The 17032-nt window shown below is 72.8% G+C and carries 15 protein-coding genes; 8 read left to right on the top strand and 7 right to left on the bottom strand.

Going from position 1 to position 17032, the window contains the following annotated elements:
* Positions 1–7: 7 nt before the first annotated feature.
* Both ABZ564_RS23250 and ABZ564_RS23245 read right to left on the bottom strand, forming a co-directional pair.
* A complete protein-coding gene (locus ABZ564_RS23250) occupies positions 8–1567 on the bottom strand; it encodes an arabinogalactan endo-1,4-beta-galactosidase (protein ID WP_360859669.1) in 1560 nt (519 codons plus the stop codon).
* Between the two features lie 57 nt (positions 1568–1624).
* Positions 1625–3670 (bottom strand): beta-galactosidase, encoded by a 2046-nt coding sequence (locus ABZ564_RS23245; protein WP_360859666.1) that lies wholly within the window; start codon positions 3668–3670, stop codon positions 1625–1627.
* Positions 3671–3850: 180 nt separating this feature from the next.
* Between ABZ564_RS23245 and ABZ564_RS23240 the strand changes: the two genes are divergently transcribed.
* The 4 genes from ABZ564_RS23240 to ABZ564_RS23225 are packed head-to-tail and all read left to right on the top strand — an operon-like array spanning position 3851 to position 8032.
* Positions 3851–5170 (top strand): extracellular solute-binding protein, encoded by a 1320-nt coding sequence (locus tag ABZ564_RS23240; protein WP_360859663.1) that lies wholly within the window; start codon positions 3851–3853, stop codon positions 5168–5170.
* Positions 5167–6093: a sugar ABC transporter permease gene (locus tag ABZ564_RS23235; RefSeq protein ID WP_360859660.1), complete on the top strand. Its 927-nt coding sequence runs from the start codon at positions 5167–5169 to the stop codon at positions 6091–6093. The genes ABZ564_RS23240 and ABZ564_RS23235 overlap by 4 nt, the downstream gene beginning before the upstream one ends.
* Positions 6090–6956 carry a carbohydrate ABC transporter permease gene (locus tag ABZ564_RS23230; protein WP_360859657.1) on the top strand — a complete coding sequence of 289 codons (867 nt, stop codon included), beginning with the start codon at positions 6090–6092 and terminating at the stop codon, positions 6954–6956. The genes ABZ564_RS23235 and ABZ564_RS23230 overlap by 4 nt, the downstream gene beginning before the upstream one ends.
* Before the next feature lie 41 nt (positions 6957–6997).
* Positions 6998–8032: a LacI family DNA-binding transcriptional regulator gene (locus tag ABZ564_RS23225; protein ID WP_360859654.1), complete on the top strand. Its 1035-nt coding sequence runs from the start codon at positions 6998–7000 to the stop codon at positions 8030–8032.
* A gap of 28 nt (positions 8033–8060) precedes the next feature.
* On the opposite strand, the gene ABZ564_RS23220 is transcribed toward ABZ564_RS23225, so the two are convergent.
* The 5 genes from ABZ564_RS23220 to ABZ564_RS23200 form a co-directional block, all read right to left on the bottom strand.
* The gene (locus tag ABZ564_RS23220; RefSeq protein WP_360859651.1) at positions 8061–9122 is read right to left on the bottom strand and encodes an aminotransferase class V-fold PLP-dependent enzyme; all 1062 of its coding nucleotides are present in this window, start codon (positions 9120–9122) and stop codon (positions 8061–8063) included.
* Between the two features lie 112 nt (positions 9123–9234).
* Positions 9235–9951 carry a DsbA family oxidoreductase gene (locus ABZ564_RS23215; protein WP_360859648.1) on the bottom strand — a complete coding sequence of 239 codons (717 nt, stop codon included), beginning with the start codon at positions 9949–9951 and terminating at the stop codon, positions 9235–9237.
* A 108-nt stretch (positions 9952–10059) separates the two neighbouring features.
* On the bottom strand, positions 10060–10395 hold the full coding sequence (locus tag ABZ564_RS23210) for a GNAT family N-acetyltransferase (protein ID WP_360859645.1): 336 nt from the start codon (positions 10393–10395) through the stop codon (positions 10060–10062).
* A gap of 266 nt (positions 10396–10661) precedes the next feature.
* Positions 10662–11273, bottom strand: coding sequence for a DUF1349 domain-containing protein (locus tag ABZ564_RS23205; RefSeq protein ID WP_360859642.1), 612 nt, complete (start codon positions 11271–11273; stop codon positions 10662–10664).
* Complete coding sequence (locus ABZ564_RS23200) at positions 11270–12790, bottom strand: aldehyde dehydrogenase (NADP(+)) (RefSeq protein WP_360859639.1); 1521 nt, start codon at positions 12788–12790, stop codon at positions 11270–11272. The genes ABZ564_RS23205 and ABZ564_RS23200 overlap by 4 nt, the downstream gene beginning before the upstream one ends.
* 170 nt (positions 12791–12960) lie before the next feature.
* Here ABZ564_RS23200 and ABZ564_RS23195 point away from each other — a divergent pair, with 170 nt between their 5' ends.
* The 4 genes from ABZ564_RS23195 to ABZ564_RS23180 all read left to right on the top strand — a co-directional run bounded on the left by ABZ564_RS23195 (position 12961) and on the right by ABZ564_RS23180 (position 16878).
* Complete coding sequence (locus ABZ564_RS23195; protein ID WP_360859636.1) at positions 12961–13731, top strand: IclR family transcriptional regulator; 771 nt, start codon at positions 12961–12963, stop codon at positions 13729–13731.
* Between the two features lie 153 nt (positions 13732–13884).
* The gene (locus ABZ564_RS23190; RefSeq protein WP_360859633.1) at positions 13885–15330 is read left to right on the top strand and encodes a penicillin-binding transpeptidase domain-containing protein; all 1446 of its coding nucleotides are present in this window, start codon (positions 13885–13887) and stop codon (positions 15328–15330) included.
* Positions 15331–15577: 247 nt separating this feature from the next.
* Positions 15578–16147, top strand: coding sequence for a SigE family RNA polymerase sigma factor (locus ABZ564_RS23185; RefSeq protein ID WP_360859630.1), 570 nt, complete (start codon positions 15578–15580; stop codon positions 16145–16147).
* Positions 16144–16878 carry a hypothetical protein gene (locus ABZ564_RS23180; RefSeq protein WP_360859628.1) on the top strand — a complete coding sequence of 245 codons (735 nt, stop codon included), beginning with the start codon at positions 16144–16146 and terminating at the stop codon, positions 16876–16878. The genes ABZ564_RS23185 and ABZ564_RS23180 overlap by 4 nt, the downstream gene beginning before the upstream one ends.
* Positions 16879–17032 lie beyond the last annotated feature (154 nt).

Genomic DNA, 17032 nt, shown 5'->3' with positions numbered 1-17032 from the left:
CCGCCGGCTACCGGTGGGAGAACCAGTTCGCCGCCGGCAGCAGCTTCTGGTCGTACCCGAACAGGGCCTGGTTCTCCCAGGCGTTGCCGGAGGCCGGGTCGGCCGGGTCCCAGCCGCTGCCGTCGACGGCGGTCCAGGCCGGCTCCCAGTACACCGCGCCCAGTCCCCGGCCGCCGGGGACGGCCTCGACGACGTTCAGCACGTCGCGGAGGTTGGCCGCCTGGCCGGCCGGGGTGGCGGGGTAGCCGCTGACGAGCTGGTCCGCGGTGGCGATGTTGTTCTCCAGTCCGTCGGCGTCGGCGAGGGTGTGGGCGTAGGCGGTCTCGGCGACCAGCACCGGCTTTCCGTAGCGGGAGGCGGCGTCGTCCAGGTTGGTCTGGAGGTCGGAGAGCGGCCCGTGCCAGTAGCCGTAGTACGAGAGCGCGATGACGTCGAAGGGCACGCCGTACGCCACCGCGTTGTCGAACCACCAGCGGGTGCCCGCGTTGTCGCCGCCCTTGGCGAGGTGCAGGGCCACCTTCGTACCGGAGGAGACGGCCTTCGCCGCGTTCGCGCCGGAGGTGAGCAGTCCGGCGAGCTGGGACCAGTGGTCGGTGGAGCCCTCGGGCCAGAGCATGCCGGCGTTGATCTCATTGCCGATCTGGACCATGTCGGCGGTGGTGCCCTGCGCCTTGAGGGCGTTGAGGACGTCGTACGTGTGGTTGTACACGTCCGTCTTGAGCTGCGCGTAGCCGTGGCCGGCCCAGGCGGCGGGCTTGTTCTGCTTGCCGGGGTCGGCCCAGCTGTCGGAGTAGTGGAAGTCGACGAGCACCTTCATGCCGAGGGCCTTGGCGCGTTTGGCCATGGCCAGGACGTGGGCCTTGTCGTTGAAGCCGTCGGCCGGGTTCACCCACACCTTGAGGCGGACGTAGTTCATCCCGGCGGACTTCAGGAGGCTCATCGCGTTCCCGGTGGTGCCGTTCGCGCTGCGGTAGACGGCTCCGTGCGCCTCGTTCTTCGGGAGGGTGGAGAGGTCGCCGCCCCTGACGGTGAGGCCGGTGGCGCCCGGGGTGAAGGAGATGTCGTCGAAGTTGGCCCACTCCCCCGCGTGCGCGTCGGAGTTCAGGCTGATGGTGCAGGCGCCGCCGACCACCTTCACGGAGGTGACGAGGCGGATCCAGGCACCGTTCGCGGTGGGCGGCAGGTCGGTGCGCTGTTCGGCGCTGCCGCAGTTGCGCAGGGCGATGTAGGCGGATTTCTGGCCGCCGCCCGACCGCACCCAGGCGCTCAGCGTGTACGTGCCGTCGGTGAGGCCGGTGAGGTACTGGTACGTCTCCACCTTGTAGGCGGATGCGGACCAGTGGCTGAGCCGGGTACTGCCGCCGTGGCCGCCGGCCTCGGTGAAGGAGGCGGTGTTCTGCCCGGCCGCCGAGTAGGTCGACCAGCCGGTGGACCCCGATTCGAACCCGGGGTTGGCGAGGGTGGTGGCGGCGTGGGCGGGCTGGGCCGGGAGTGCGGCCAGCAGGAGGCCGGAGAGCGAGGCCGCCAGCACCCCCGCCCTCTTCCTGCCGTGTGTCGTTGCGTGCATCGTCGATGTCCCTTCGACCGTGCGCGGGAGTTGCCTGGTGTCGTGCGTCGTGCGTCCTCAGCCGTCGAGACGGACGACCCGGACGGCACCCGCCGGGACGGCGAGGTGGCCGGTGGCCGGCTCTCCGGTGAGGAGTTCTGTACCGGGCGCGTCGAGCGGCACCTTCGCCGCGTCCTCGGTGTGGTTGATGACGAAGAGGTACGTGCCGGCCTCGCCCGTGCGGGTGACCACCTCGACGTCGTACGGGAGCCCGGTGCGGGGGGCGACGCGGGCGTCGTCGCAGGCCCGGTCGAGGACGGCGTCCAGTGCGGCGCCGGTCAGCCGGGTGGAGACGTACCAGGCGGTGCCCTCGCCGAGGCGGTGGCGGGTGACGGCGGGCCGCCCGGCCGGGATGCCGTCGGCGTAGGACCACATGGTCTCGGCGCCGCGCGGGATCACCACGTCCGACCACAGGTCACCGGTGAGCGCGGGGCCCTCGGGTGCGCCCTCGGGGGTGATCAGCCGGACCGTGTCCCCCTCGCCGAGCGGGGCGAACTCCTCGACCGTCAGCCCCAGTACGTCCCGCAGCACGCCCGGGTACGGGCCGGGGTGCACGGCGTCGTTCGTGTCGACGATGCCGGAGAAGTACGAGACGACGAGGGTGCCGCCGCCCTCCACGTACCGGCGCAGGTTGCGGCCGGTCTCCTCGGTGGCGAGGTAGAGGGCCGGGACGACGACCAGCGGGTAGCCGGACAGGTCGGCGTCGGGGTGGGCGAAGTCGACGGTGAGGTGCCGGTCGAAGAGCGAGGCGTAGAAGGCGTCGGCGCGCTCGCGGGCGTCGTGGTCCTGGCTGGGGCGCCACTCCAGGGACTGCGCCCACCAGGACTGCCAGTCCCAGACCATGGCCGCGTCGGCGACGGTCCGGGTGGTGCGGATGCCGTTCAGCAGGCCGATGTCGGCGCCGAGGCGGGAGACCTCGCGCCAGATCCGGGAGTCGGTGCCGGCGTGCGGGAGCATCGCCGAGTGGAACTTCTCCGCGCCGCGCCGGGACTGCCGCCACTGGAAGAACATCGCGCCCTCGGAGCCGCGGGCGACGTGGGAGAGGCTGTTGCGGGCCATCTCACCGGGGCGCTTGGCGGGGTTGCGGGGCTGCCAGTTGACGCCACCGGTGGAGTGTTCGAGGAGCAGCCAGGGGGCGCCGCCCGCCACCGAGCGGGTGAGGTCGGCGGCCATGGCGAGGTTGACGTGGGTGCGGCGGCCGTCGGTGATCAGGTAGTGGTCGTTGGTGACGAGGTCGACCTCGCGCCCCCAGGCCCAGTAGTCCACGGATTCGCACTGGCTGAGCGCGGTCATGAAGTTGGTGGTGACGGGGATGCCGGGGGCGAGCCGGTGCAGGATGTCGCGTTCCGCGCGGAAGTTCTCGCGCATGGTGGCGTCGGCGAAGCGTGCGTAGTCGAGCAGCTGGGCCGGGTTGCCGACGGTCGGGGTGGTGCGGGGCGGGTCGATCTCGTCGAAGTCGCGGTAGCGCTGACCCCAGAAGGCGGTGCCCCAGGCCTCGTTGACGGCGTCGATGTCGCCGTGGCGGGTGGTGAGCCAGCGGCGGAAGTGGGTGGCGCAGTGGTCGCAGTAGCAGGCGCTGACCGGGACCCCGTACTCGTTGTGGACGTGCCACAGGGCGAGGGCCGGGTGGTTCGCGTAGCGGCGGGCGAGCTGTTCGGTGATGCTCGCCGCGGCGGCCCGGTAGTCGGGGTTGCTGTGGCAGATCGCGCCGCGTGAGCCGAAGGCGTACCGGACCCCGTCCCTGCTGACGGGCAGGGCCTCGGGGTGGGCGCGGTAGAACCAGGCGGGCGGGGCGACGGTGGGGGTGCCGAGGTCGGCGCGGATGCCGTTGACGTGCAGCAGGTCCAGGAGCCGGTCGAGCCAGCCGAAGTCGTAGCGGCCCGGCTCTGGTTCCAGCAGGGCCCAGGAGAAGATCCCGACGCTGACCATGGTCACGCCGGCCTCCCGCATGAGGCGCATGTCCTCGGGCCAGACCTCCTCGGGCCACTGCTCGGGGTTGTAGTCGCCGCCGAAGGCCAGCTGGTGCAGACCCTTCGGGGCACTCGCGCGAGGGGTGTGCGGCATGGGCGTCTCCTGGGCTCTTGGAACAAATACTGGGAACGTGCACACGCCCTCCCGGCGGCGCTGAGCCAACATAACCGCACAGCAACAACCATTGACAAGTGTCGGTTTCGTTTCTCTACTGTGAACGATCACAGCGCACATCAGGCGTTGCGCCCTCGCTTCTCGTCAGGGGAGACCTCCATGAAGTACCGCATTGTCGCGGCGTCCGCGGCCGCCTCGCTCGCCGCCACCGCACTGCTCACGGGCTGCGGCTCGTCCGACGACGACGGCAGTGGCGGGCAGGCCGCCTCCGGTCCCGTCTCGCTCACCTACTGGTCCTGGGCCCCCGGCCTGGACAAGGTCGCGGACATCTGGAACAAGGGCGAGGGCAAGAAGGCCGGCATCACGGTCACGGTGAAGAAGCAGGCGTCGGGCGACGACCTGGTCACCAAGATCATCACCGCGGCGAAGGCGCACAAGGCCCCCGACCTGGTGCAGGCCGAGTACCAGGCCCTGCCCACCCTGGTCTCCAACGACGTGCTCGCCGACATATCCGAGGTGGCGGGCGACGCGGAGGACGAGTTCGCCGAGGGCCTCTGGCAGCAGGCCACGCTGGGCTCGGACGCCCTGTACGCGCTGCCGCAGGACTCCGGCCCGCTGATGTTCTACTACCGCCAGGACCTGTTCGAGAAGTACGGGCTGTCCGTGCCCACCACCTGGGAGGAGTTCGCCGAGACCGCCCGCGCGCTGAAGAAGAAGGCGCCGGACAAGGACCTCACCACCTTCTCCTCCAACGACTCCGGCCTCTTCGCGGGCCTGGCCCAGCAGGCGGGCGCCCGGTGGTGGACCACCTCCGGCGACAAGTGGAAGGTCGCCATCGACGACCCGGCCACGCGGAAGGTCACCGACTTCTGGGGCGGACTGGTCGAGGAGGGCGCCATCGACAACCAGCCGATGTACACCCCGGCCTGGAACAAGGCGCTCAACACCGGCAAGCAGCTCGCCTGGGTCAGCGCGGTCTGGGCACCGGGCACCCTGACCACCGCCGCCCCCGACACCGCGGGCAAGTGGGCCATGGCCCCGCTCCCCCAGTGGAAGGCCGGCGAGAGCGTCACCGGCAGCTGGGGCGGCTCCTCCACCGCCGTCACCAACGACTCCAAGCACCAGGAGGCCGCGGCCACCTTCGCGAAGTGGCTGAACACCGACCCCGCCGCGCTCGCCGCCCTGGTGAAGGAGAGCGGCGTCTACCCCGCGGCCACCGCCGCCCAGACCGGTGGCGCGCTCACGAAGCCGCCGGCCTACTTCTCCAACCAGCCGGACTTCTACACCACCGCCGCCGAGATCGCCAAGGGCACCGCACCGGCCGCCTGGGGCCCCAACGTGAACGTGGCCTACTCCTCGTTCAAGGACAACTTCGCCGCGGCCGCCAAGAACAAGTCCCCCTTCGCGCCGGCCCTGACCGCGATGCAGGAGGCCACCGTCGCCGACCTGAAGAAGCAGGGTTTCGGAGTCTCCGAGTGACACGCGCACGCCGCCGGAAGGCGTACGGGGTCAAGAGCGCCCCGTACGCCTTCCTGATCCCCGCCACCGTGCTGTTCCTGCTCTTCTTCGCCCTGCCCATCGGCTACGCGCTGTACCTCAGCCTCCGCAGGACCGAGGTCAGCGGCCTGGGCCTGGGCAAGGGCGCACGCGAGGAGGTCTGGGCCGGGTTCGCCAACTACCGCGAGGCCCTGTCCGACTCCGAACTGCTGCACGGCGCGCTGCGCATCCTCGGCTACGGCGCGATCGTCGTCCCGGTGATGCTCGGGCTGGCCCTGCTCTTCGCCCTGCTCCTGGACACCGAGCGGCTGCGGCTGCGCGGCTTCACCCGGCTGGCGATCTTCCTCCCGTACGCGATCCCCGGCGTGGTCGCCGCCCTGATGTGGGGCTTCCTCTACCTGCCGGACGTCAGCCCCTTCTACTTCGTCCTGGACAAGGCGGGGCTGCCGCAGCCGGACCTGCTCGACGGCGGACCGCTCTACCTCGCGCTGGCCAACATCGCGGTCTGGGGCGGCACCGGCTTCAACATGATCGTGATCTACACCTCGCTGCGGGCCATCCCCGCCGAGATCTTCGAGGCGGCCCGCCTCGACGGCTGCTCGCAGCTGCAGATCGCGCTCCGGATCAAGATCCCGATGGTGGCGCCGTCGCTGGTGCTGACGTTCTTCTTCTCGATCATCGCGACCCTCCAGGTGTTCAGCGAGCCGACGACGCTGAAGCCGCTCACCAACTCCCTCTCCACCACCTGGAGCCCGCTGATGAAGGTCTACCAGGACGCGTTCGTCAACAACGACATCTACGCGGCGGCCGCCCAGGCGGTCATCATCGCCGTCGTGACCCTGGCCCTGTCCTTCGGCTTCCTCCGGGCGGCCAACTCCCGTACGAAGCAGGAGGGGTCCCAGTGACCACGACGCACCCGGGGCCGCCGCCCGCGACCCGCCGCCGGTTCGCCCTCGTGCCCACGGCGGCCCTGCTGCTGGGCGCCCTGTACTGCCTGCTGCCCGTCGCCTGGGTGGTCATCGCGTCGACCAAGTCCGGCAGCGAGCTGTTCTCCACCTTCACCTTCCTGCCCGGCTCCGGCTTCGCGGACAACATCGCCGACCTCTCGGCGTACCGGGACGGGGTGTACTGGAAGTGGATGGCCAACTCCGCCCTGTACGCCGGCGTGGGCGCGCTGCTGTCCACGGCCGTCTCCGCGGTGTCGGGGTACGCCCTGGCCGTGTACCGCTTCCGGGGCCGCGAGAGCATCTTCAACATCCTGCTCGCCGGGGTGCTGATGCCGCCGGTGATCCTCGCCGTGCCGCAGTACCTGCTGATGGCGAAGGCCGACCTGACCGACTCCTACCTGTCGGTGATGCTGCCCGTGATCCTCTCCCCGTACGGGGTGTACCTCGCCCGGATCTACGCGGCGGCCGCCGTGCCGGGCGATGTGATCGAGGCGGGGCGGATGGACGGCGGCGGCGAGTGGCGGATCTTCCGCACGATCGCCCTGCCGATGATGCTGCCGGGCCTGGTGACCGTCTTCCTCTTCCAGTTCGTCGCGATCTGGAACAACTTCCTGCTGCCGTACATCATGCTCGGTGACGACGAGAAGTTCCCGGTCACGCTGGGTCTGTTCACTCTGCTCCAGCAGGGTTCCAACACCCCCTCCCTCTATACGCTGGTGATCACGGGGGCGCTGCTGGCGATCGTCCCGCTGATCGCCCTGTTCCTGGTCGTCCAACGTTTCTGGAGCCTCGACCTGCTCTCCGGGGCCGTAAAGTCCTGACGGGCCCCGCCAGGACGCCACTTGATGAAAGATCACGCACCATGAGCCGCACAGAACAGACCGGTACGGGACGCCGCCGGCCGCCGACGATCCATGACGTGGCGCGGGAGGCCGGGGTCTCCCGGGGCACGGTCTCCCGGGTGCTGAACGGCGGCCACAACGTCAGCCCGGCCGCGCTGGACGCGGTCAACGCGGCCATCCGCAAGACCGGTTACACCGTGAACCGGCACGCCCGCTCGCTGATCACGGGCCGCTCGGACTCGGTGGCGTTCCTGCTCACCGAGCCGCAGGAGCGGTTCTTCGAGGACCCGAACTTCAACGTGCTGCTGCGCGGCTGCACCAGCGCGCTCGCCGCGCACGACATCCCGCTGCTGCTGATGATCGCGGGCACGGAGGCCGAACGGCGCCGGAACATGCGCTACATCGCCGGCCATGTGGACGGGGTCCTGCTGGTCTCCAGCCACTCCGGCGACCCGGTGGCAGCCCGGCTGCACGAGGCGGGCGTCCCCCTGGTCGCCTGCGGGAAACCCCTCGGACAGGGCTCGAAGGTCAGCTACGTGGCCGCCGCCGACCGGGACGGCGCCCGCGACATGGTGCGCTTCCTGTACGAGTCGGGGCGCCGCCGGATCGGCACGGTCAGCGGCCCCCTGGACACCCCGGGCGGGGTGGAGCGGCTCGCGGGCTACCGCGAGACGCTGGCCGAGTGCGGGCTGCCCGCCGACGACGCGCTGATCGTGCCGGGCGACTACAGCCGGGCCGGCGGCGAGGCGGCGGCGGCGCTGCTGCTGGAGCGGGCACCGGACCTGGACGCGGTGTTCGTCGCCTCGGACCTGATGGCGCAGGGCGTGCTCGCGGCCCTGGAGAAGGCCGGGCGCAGCGTGCCGGGCGATGTCGCGGTGGGCGGCTTCGACGACTCCCCGGCCGCGCTCGCGTCGCGGCCGTCGCTGACGACGATCCGCCAGCCGTGGGACCGGATCAGCGCCGAGATGGTCCGGGTGCTGCTGGCGCAGATCGGCGGGGAGGACCCGGCCGCGGTGATCCTCCCGACCGAACTGGTCCGCCGCGACTCGGCGTGACGCGGCGGACCGCCCGGTCCCCGGGGCGTCAGCCGGCGAGCACGTCCAGCGCGCGGTCCACGTCCGCCTCGGTGTTGTAGAGGTGGAAGGACGCGCGCAGGTTCCCGGCCCGGCCGGCGACCAGCACCCCGGCCCGCTGGAGCTCCGGTGCCCGGTCGCCGAGCCCGGGCACCGCGACGACGACGGTGTTCCCGGGCACGGCGGTGTGCCCGAGGCCCGCGAGCCCGGAGCGGAAGCGGTCCGCGAGCCCGACGGCGTGGTCGTGCAGCGTCTCGATGCCGACCTCGTGGATCAGGTCCAGGGAGTGCTCGGCGCCGTGGTACGCGAGGTAGGCGGGCGGCTCGTCGTAGCGGCGGGCGTCGGAGGCGAGCTCGGTGACCGGCCCGTAGGTGCTGCCCCAGGGGTCCTTTGCCGCGGCCATTCCCGCGTAGACCGGCGTCAGGCCGTCCTGCACCTCCTCGGTCACGGTGAGGAACGACGTCCCGCGCGGGCAGAGCAGGTACTTGAAGCCGCCGGTGACCGTGTAGTCGTAGGCCCCGGCGTCCAGCGGCAGCCAGCCTGCGGACTGGGTGGCGTCCAGCAGGGTCCGGGCACCGTGGGCGGCCGCGGCGGCCCGGACCGCGTCCAGGTCCGCGAGCCGGCCGTCGGCCGACTGCACCGAGGAGAGGGCGACGAGCGCGGTGCCGGGGCGCACGGCGGCGGCCAGGCCGGCCAGCGGCACGTACCGCATGGTGAGGTCGCCGCGGACCGCGAACGGACTGACGACCGAGCTGAACTCGCCCTCGGGCGCCAGCACTTCGGAGCCGGGTGGCAGCGAGGCCGCGATCAGCCCGACGTGGGCGGCGACCGAGCCGCCGACGGCGACCCGGCCCGCCGCGACGCCGGCGACCCGCGCGAACCCCTCCCTGGCCCGGTCCACCGCCTCGAAGTCCCCCGAACCGGCCCGGCGGCCGGCGGCGTTCTCCTCGGCGAGGGCCTTCACCGCCTCGACGGTGCGGCGGGGCAGCAGCCCGCAGGTGGAGGTGTTGAGGTAGGTGGTCTCCGGGGCGAACTCGGCGGCCACGGCACGGCTGAGCGAAGAGATCGTCATGGGCCCAGCGTGGGCCCTCCCCGCTCCGGGGTCAATTGACAGAATCTCCTGGAAACCCCAAGCGATGCTTATGCGTCCGCGCGGGCCGCCGGCGACGGCCCGCGCTGCGGGGTCAGGCGTTCTCGCCGACCCGGGGGACCTCGCAGGCCCCGTCGGCGTCACAGGCCGCCGCGTCGCCGGCCGCGGTCACCGGGCGGTCCTTCCACGCCTGCTCCAGGGCCTGGGTGAAGACCTCGGCGGGCTGGCCGCCGGAGATGCCGTAGCGCCGGTCGAACACGAAGAACGGCACCGCGTTGGCGCCCAGCTCGGCCGCCTCCCGCTCGTCGGCGCGCACCTCGTCGGCGTACGCCCGCGGGTCGGCGAGCACCGCGCGCGCCTCGTCGGCGTCGATGCCCGCCTCGACGGCCAGCTCCAGCAGCACGGCGTCGTCGAAGACGGACCGGTCCTCGGCGAAGTTGGCCCGGTAGGCGAGCGTCAGCAGCTCGTCCTGGCGGCCCCGGGCCTTGGCCAGGTGCAGCAGCCGGTGGATGTCGAACGTGTTGCCGTGGTCGCGGCCCTCGGTGCGGTAGCCGAGCCCTTCGGCCTGTGCGTTGGCCGCGACGTTGGCCTCCATCGAGCGGGCCTCCTCGCGGGTGCGCCCGTACTTCTGCGCCAGCATGTCGACGACCTGCTCGGTGTCGCCCTTGGCGCGTCCGGGATCGAGCTCGAAGGAGCGGTGCACCACCTCGACGTCGTCGCGGTGGGCGAAGCCCGCCAGGCCCTTCTCGAAGCGCGCCTTGCCGATGTAGCACCACGGGCAGGCGATGTCGCTCCAGATCTCGACGCGCATGACTCTTCTTCTCTCCGGACTCTGTGGGGCGGCTGCTCGCGCAGCGCGGAGGCGCCCTCCGCTCCCCGGCCCAACGCGCGGCGGGCCCGTGCCATTCCCGGACTCCGCTCAGCTCTGCCGCGCCCGCGGGACGGCGAGGCGCAGCACCAGATGGTCGCCGTGCCGGGGGAGGTCCGGGTCGGGGGTCCAGCCGCACGCGGAGTAGAAGGCCCGGGCGCCCTGGTTGGGCTCGAAGACCTCCAGGCGGGCCACGGTCACGCCGCGCCGCTGCCAGTCGCTGACGCACGCGAGGTGCAGGGCACTGCCGATCCCCTCGCGCCAGTGGGCGGGGGACACGTGGAACTGGGTGAGGTTCATGACGCCGTCGCGCACCGAGTGGGCGGCGACGCCGACGAGGACGCCCTCCGCCTCGGCGACGAGCACGGTGGCGTCCTCCCGGTCCACGGCGCGGGCCCAGCCGTCCCGGCTGCGGGCGCACCTCGGCCTCGCCCGCGTACTCCTCCTCGGGCAGGTGGCCGCGGTAGTAGGTGGCCCTGGCCTCGGTGTGCAGGGTGACTATCGCGTCGAGATCGTCCTGCGTCGCTGTACGGATCATGGCAGGGAGGACGCGGGGGCCGGTCCCGCGGTTGCGGGTGGGGCCCGGAGGGCGAACGCCGGCGGCGGGCCGGTACGCGGCCTCGGCCGCGTACCGGCCCGCCGGTCCCGGGGTGTCAGCTGCCGTCGCGGAGGTCGGACAGGCCCTCGGGCCGGAAGGCGATCCGGTCGAAGGCCACCTCGCACCCCTCGCCCGTGGGCGACTGGGCGAGGAAGCCGATGGAGGCGGTGGCCGCCTGCCGCGGGGTGCCGAGGGTGAAGACGCGGACGAAGGTCCACTTCTCGCCGTCGGCCGAGGCGTGGAACGCGAAGGCGTGGCCCGTGCGGCTCAGCCGCAGCCAGTGGCTGTCGCCGTCCACGACGCAGGAGTTGACGTCGTCGGAGTGGCCCCGGGTGACGACCGTGCAGATGGTCGGGTGGTCCGGGGAGAGCTCCAGGCAGAGCTTGGCCCATTCCCGGTCACCGACGTGGAGGTAGAGCACCCCCGCGTCGTAGGCGGCGGCGAAGCCCACCTTCACCCGGGCGATCAGCTGGAAGTCGCCTGCCGGGGCGGCGCCCAGCAGCCGGGGTGCGTCGCTCGCCGGCTCCAGGCTCTCGCCGCCCGGTGGGACGAAGCGGTCCTGCCGGGCGCCGGCGCGGCCGGTGAGCACGCCGTTCTCGTACGCCCACCCGCCGTCGGGGCCGTACGGCGCCAGGGTGAAGGGGAGTTCGGGGAGTGCGGTGGTCATGCGGGGCGTCCGTCCACGCGGCGGGGCAGGCCCAGCGGGTTGTCCTCGCGCAGCTCCGGCGGGAGGAGCGCGTCGGGGGTGGTCTGGTAGCTGACCGGGCGCAGCCAGCGTTCGATCGCGGTGGCGCCGACCGAGGTGGAGGTGGAGGTGGTGGCCGGGTAGGGGCCGCCGTGGTGCTGGGCGGGGGCGACGGCGACGCCGGTCGGCCAGCCGTTGACGAGGACCCGGCCGGCGAGCGGGGTGAGCGCGGCGAGAAGGTCGGCGGCGCTGCCCCCGGCCTCCTCGTCGGCGATGTGGAGGGTGGCGGTGAGGTTGCCGGGGAGCCGGGACAGCACGGCGGCGATCTCGTCCTCGGAGGTGTAGCGGGCGACGACGGTGACGGGGCCGAAGCACTCCTCCAGGAGCGCGTCGTGCGGCCCCTCGGCGGTGAGGACCCGGGCCGGGACGGTCAGGAAGCCGGCCGCGACGGTGTGCTCGCCGCCCGCGCCGGGAGTGACGGGGGCGTCCACGTCGGGGAGGGCGGTCCGCTCGGTCACCCCGGCGAGGAAGGCGTCGCGCATGCGGTGGTCGAGCAGGACCCCGGCCTCGGAGTCGCTGACGGCCTCGGTGAGGGCCTTCAGGAAGCGGTCGCCGCCCGCGCCCTCGGGGGCCAGGACGAATCCGGGCTTGGTGCAGAACTGGCCCGCGCCCATGGTCATCGAGCCGGCCAGGCCGGCGCCGATCTGCTCGCCGCGCTCGGCGGCGGCCGCCTCGGTGACGACGACGGGGTTGAGGGAGCCCAGCTCGCCGTGGAAGGGGATGGGGGCCGGCCGGGCGGCCGCCGCGTCGAACAGGGCGCGCCCGCCGCGCACCGAGCCGGTGAAGCCGGCGGCGGCGACGAGGGGGTGCCGGACCAGGGCGACGCCCGCCTCGAAGCCGTGCACGAGGGTGACCACGTCCTCGGGCAGTCCCGTCTGCGCGGCGGCCCGGCGCAGGACGGAGGCGCACAGCTCGGAGGTCGCGGGGTGGTCGGGGTGCGCCTTGACGACGACGGGGCAGCCGGCCGCGAGGGCGCTGGCGGTGTCGCCGCCGGGCACGGAGAAGGCGAGCGGGAAGTTGCTGGCCGCGTAGACGGCGACGACGCCGAGCGGGATCTTGTAGCGGCGCAGGTCGGGCCAGGGCGGGGTGCGGGTGGCGTCCGCGTGGTCGATGTGGATGTCGAGGTAGGCACCCTCGTCGACGACCTCGGCGAAGGCCCGCAACTGGGCCGCGGTGCGGGCGAGTTCGCCGTTCAGCCGGGCCGGGCCCAGGGCGGTCTCGGCGTCGGCGGCCTCGACGACGTGCTCACCGGCCTCGGTGAGCAGGTCGGCGGCCGTACGCAGGAAGGCGGCGCGCACGGTGCGGTCGGCGAGGGAGTCGCGTACCGCGTGGGCGGCGCGGACCGCCCGGTCGACCTCCTCGGCCGTGGCCTCCACCGCAACCTGCTCGCGCGGGTTCCCGGTACGGGGGTCGACGCTCCAGACTGGTGCTGCTGCCACCGTTTTTCCTTCCGCTCCACTGCCGCACATCAGAAGTTGTCCGGGATAAGCTGTTCGGTATTCTGAACAGCGTTCCTGAACATGAATGTGAAGCGACTCTATTTCCGGGCGTCCGGTGTTGGCAAGAAGTCGCAGGGTTTCGTCGGCGGGCTGAAAAGGGGTGTGGGGCGATGTCGGTTCCCGAGTCGGGTGGAGCACAGGTCAAGTCCGCGGTACGGACGGTGGAGCTGCTGGAGTACTTCGCCGGGCGGCCCGGAATGCACTCGCTGGCCGCGGTCCAGGAGGCCGTCGGCTACCCCAAGTCCAGCCTCTACATGCTGCTGCGCACCCTGGTCGAGCTGGGCTGGGTGGAGACGGACGCGACGGGCACGCGCTACGGCATCGGCGTACGGGCCCTGCTGGTCGGCACCTCGTACATCGACGGCGACGAGGTGGTCGCGGCGGCCCGCCCCACTCTGGACCGGCTGTCCGACGACACCACGGAGACCATCCACCTCGCCCGGCTCGACGGGACGAACGTGGTCTACCTCGCCACCCGCCAGTCCCAGCACTACCTGCGCCCCTTCACCCGGGTCGGCCGCCGGCTCCCCGCCCACTCCACCTCGCTCGGCAAGGCGCTGCTGGCCACCTACAGCGACGAGCAGGTCCGCAAGATGCTGCCCGAGACGCTGCCCGCGCTCACCGAGCACACCCTGACCGACCGCGAGAAGCTCATCGAGGAGCTGCGCCAGATCCGCGAACAGGGGTACGCGGTGGACCGCGAGGAGAACACGCTGGGGCTGCGCTGCTTCGGCGTCGCCGTCCCGTACCGCACCCCGGCCCGGGACGCCATCAGCTGCTCGGTGCCGGTCGCCCGGCTCACGCCCGCGCACGAGCAGATGGTCAAGGACGCGCTGTTCGACGCGCGCGACCGGCTGACGCTGGCCACCCGCAGGCTCTGACCGCGAGGACGGACGGACGGTGGCCGGGCTCCGCCGCGCGGCGGAGCCCGGCCGCGCGGACCGCGCCCGGTCGCCGGCGCCGCGTATGAGGAATCGGTGAGAAGCGGCACAACCGGGAACGGCGCGCCGGGCCCCGTTCGTCCCCCGAGCGGGATGAACAAGACGATCAGGCGCGCCTCGGTCTTCTGCCTGCTGCTGGTCCTCGCCCTCCTGGGGCGGGCGACCTGGGTGCAGGCGTACCAGGCCCGGGCGCTCGCAGACGACGACCACAACCGGCGGAAGACCATCGCGCAGTACGCGCAGCCGCTGGGAGACATCATCGTGGCCGGTTCGCCGGTCACGGGCTCGAAGCGGACGGAGGGCAGCGATCTCGCGTACAAGCGCACCTACCGGCAGGGTGACCTCTACGCCGCGGTGACCGGCTACAGCTCGCAGGCGTACGGCTCGACGCAGCTCGAAGGGATCCACAGCCAGGTGCTGGACGGCACCGACGACCGGCTGAAGAGCCCGGTGGGAGCGTTGACGGGGAAGCGGGCCGCGCCCGGTGACGTGGTGACGACGATCGATCCGGACGTCCAGAAGGCGGCGAGCGACGCGCTCGGCGACGACAAGGGCGCGGCCGTGGCGATCGACCCCCGGAGCGGACAGATCCTCGGGATGGTCTCCTCGCCGTCCTACGACCCGTCCGGCATCAGCGGGACGAACGACGGCGACACCTGGCAGAAGCTGCTCGCCGACCCGGACAAACCGCTGGTCAACCGGGCGCTGCGGCAGCCGCTCGCGCCCGGTTCGACGTTCAAGCTGGTGGTGGCGTCGGCCGCGCTGGAGAACGGCCTCTACGACTCGGTGGACGAGCCGACGAGGAGTCCCAGCCCGTACACCCTGCCGGGGACCAGCACCGTCCTGCGGAACGAGAGCGCCTCCGCGCCCTGCGAGAACGCCTCGCTGCGCGTCGCCCTGCAGTACTCGTGCAACAACGTCTTCGGCAAGGTCGCCGCCGACCTGGGCCAGGACAAGGTGCGGGCGATGGCGGAGAGGTTCGGCTTCAACACCGAGAAGCTGGACGTGCCGGTGCGGGCCTCGAAGAGCGTGTACCCGACGGACATGGACAAGCCGCAGACGGCGCTCTCGGGCATCGGCCAGTTCGAGGTGACCGCCACCCCGCTGCAGATGGCGATGGTCTCCGCGGCCCTCGCCAACGGCGGTGAGCTGGCCGCCCCGCACATGGTGTCGAAGGTGACCGACGGCGACGGCGGCACGCTGGAGGACTTCGCGGACGGCGACACGAGGCGGATCGTCTCCGCGGACACCGCGAAGCAGCTGCGCAGCGCCATGGTGACCGTCGTGGAACAGGGCACCGGCACCAACGCCCGGATCGACGGGGCCGAGGTGGGCGGCAAGACGGGCACCGCCGAGAACGGCGTGGGCAACAGCAACACTCCGTACGCCTGGTTCACCTCGTACGCGAAGGCCGGCGGCCAGGAGGTCGCGGTCGCCGTGGTCGTGGAGGACTCCGGCGCGTCCGCCTCCGAGGTCAGCGGCAACGGACTCGCGGCGCCGATCGCCCGGAAGACGATGGAGGCGGCGCTGCGGCGTTAGACCGTGTCCGGGAGGTCCCGCCCGGCACGCGCTCTCGCCGCACCGGACGCCGCGGGCCGCCCCTTTCGGGCGTACGACGGGACTTTCCGGACACGGCCCGGCGCCGTTCTCCTCCGCTGTGCGCCCCCCATGTCGAAGCGCTTGCGGGACGCGGTACGCTCACGCCCCCGCCCCGCCCGCAACGGGCTCGGGGGACGGGGACGCACCCGGACCGTCCGGGCGTACGAACGCGAGGGACGAGGTAGCTGTGGGCACAGCAGTCGACGACGACGCCGCCGAGTTCCACGCGTTCTTCGAGGCCCACTACGCCGAGCTGGCCCGCCTCGCCCATCTGCTGACCGGCGAGGCCGACACGGCCGACGATCTGGCGGCCGACGCCCTGCTCGCGCTCTGGCACCGCTGGGACCGGGTCCGCGAGGCCGGGCATCCGGTCGCGTACGCGCGCGGGGTGGTCGCCAACCTCGCCAGGACCCGCATCCGCAGCGCGGTGCGGGAGCGCCGCCGGATCGCCCTGTTCTGGGCGCCGCGCGGCGGCGGGGACGGCGGTGCGGCCGAAGGGCCCGATGTGCCGGCGGTGGTGGACGTGCAGGAGGCACTGCGCCGGCTGCCGTTCCGCAAGCGCGCCTGTGTGGTGCTGCGGCACGCCTTCGACCTCTCGGAGCGGGACACGTCGCTGGTGCTGGGGATCTCGGTGGGTACGGTGAAGAGCCAGACCTCGCGCGCCGTCGCGGAACTGCAGCGGCTGCTGGGGCCCGAGACGCCCGCCGCGCGGGTCCGGGTGGCCGTCGCGGCGCAGCGCAGCGGAGGAGACCGGTGAAGGACGAGGAGCTGGCCGGGCGGCTGCGGGAGGCCGCCGAGGCCCACCGCCCCGACCGGGCACGGATGCTGGCCCGTATCGAGCGCGGGATGGCCGGTGGCCCCACGGCCGGGACCGTACGCCCGCCGCGCGCCGCGCGCCCGTGGCTGCGGGTCGCCGGCGCGACGGCCGCGGTCTGCGGGGTGCTGGCGGCCGGGGCGTTCGCCGTCACCTCGGCGGGCGACGAGGGCGGTGAGCGCGGCGGGCAGGTGGCCTCGGCGCCTTCGCCCCGGCCACCGTCCCCCTCCCCCTCCCCCGCCGCGAAGGCACCGGCTGCTCCCGGCGGGCTGCGGCCCGAGGACGGGCCGCTGTGGACGGGCGGCGTGGTCGACCCGCACAGCAACCCGTACTGGGCGCAGAGCAATGTGACGCTGCGGACGACCGAGCCGCTGTCCTCGCTCACCGTGGAGCTGCGGGTCGCCGAGACCGGCGGGGTGAACAGCACCGGCTCCTGGCGCTCGCTGCCCGAGCCGGACTTCACCGTGTCGGTGAACGAGAGCGGCGGCTATCTGGTCTACCGGTGGACGCTGCGGCCCGGGCGGAGCGTCCCGGCCGGCACGCACACGTTCGCCGGGCAGTACAACCACGCCGAGGGCGACCGGGACGCCACCGGCGACTACGTGACCGCCCACGCCGTCCGCGCCTCGGGCGGCAAGGCGGCGGTGGGCGACCGCTTCGGCCGGGCCCGCTGACCGGGTCCGCCGACCGGGGCTGGTGCCGCGGCAGCCGGGGTCTGCCCGGAAGGAGCGGCGTCAGGCGCATCCCCAAGTTCTCGGCTCCGCTCGAACAGGGGAGGCCCCGCCTCCCGGTGGGCCGGCCGGAAGCCCGGGTACGTCCCGTACGAGG

Origin of the sequence: Streptomyces sp. NPDC019224 (assembly GCF_040632605.1) — a bacterium.
Lineage (GTDB): Bacteria > Actinomycetota > Actinomycetes > Streptomycetales > Streptomycetaceae > Streptomyces.
This window is presented reverse-complemented; position numbering and strand designations above follow the sequence as displayed.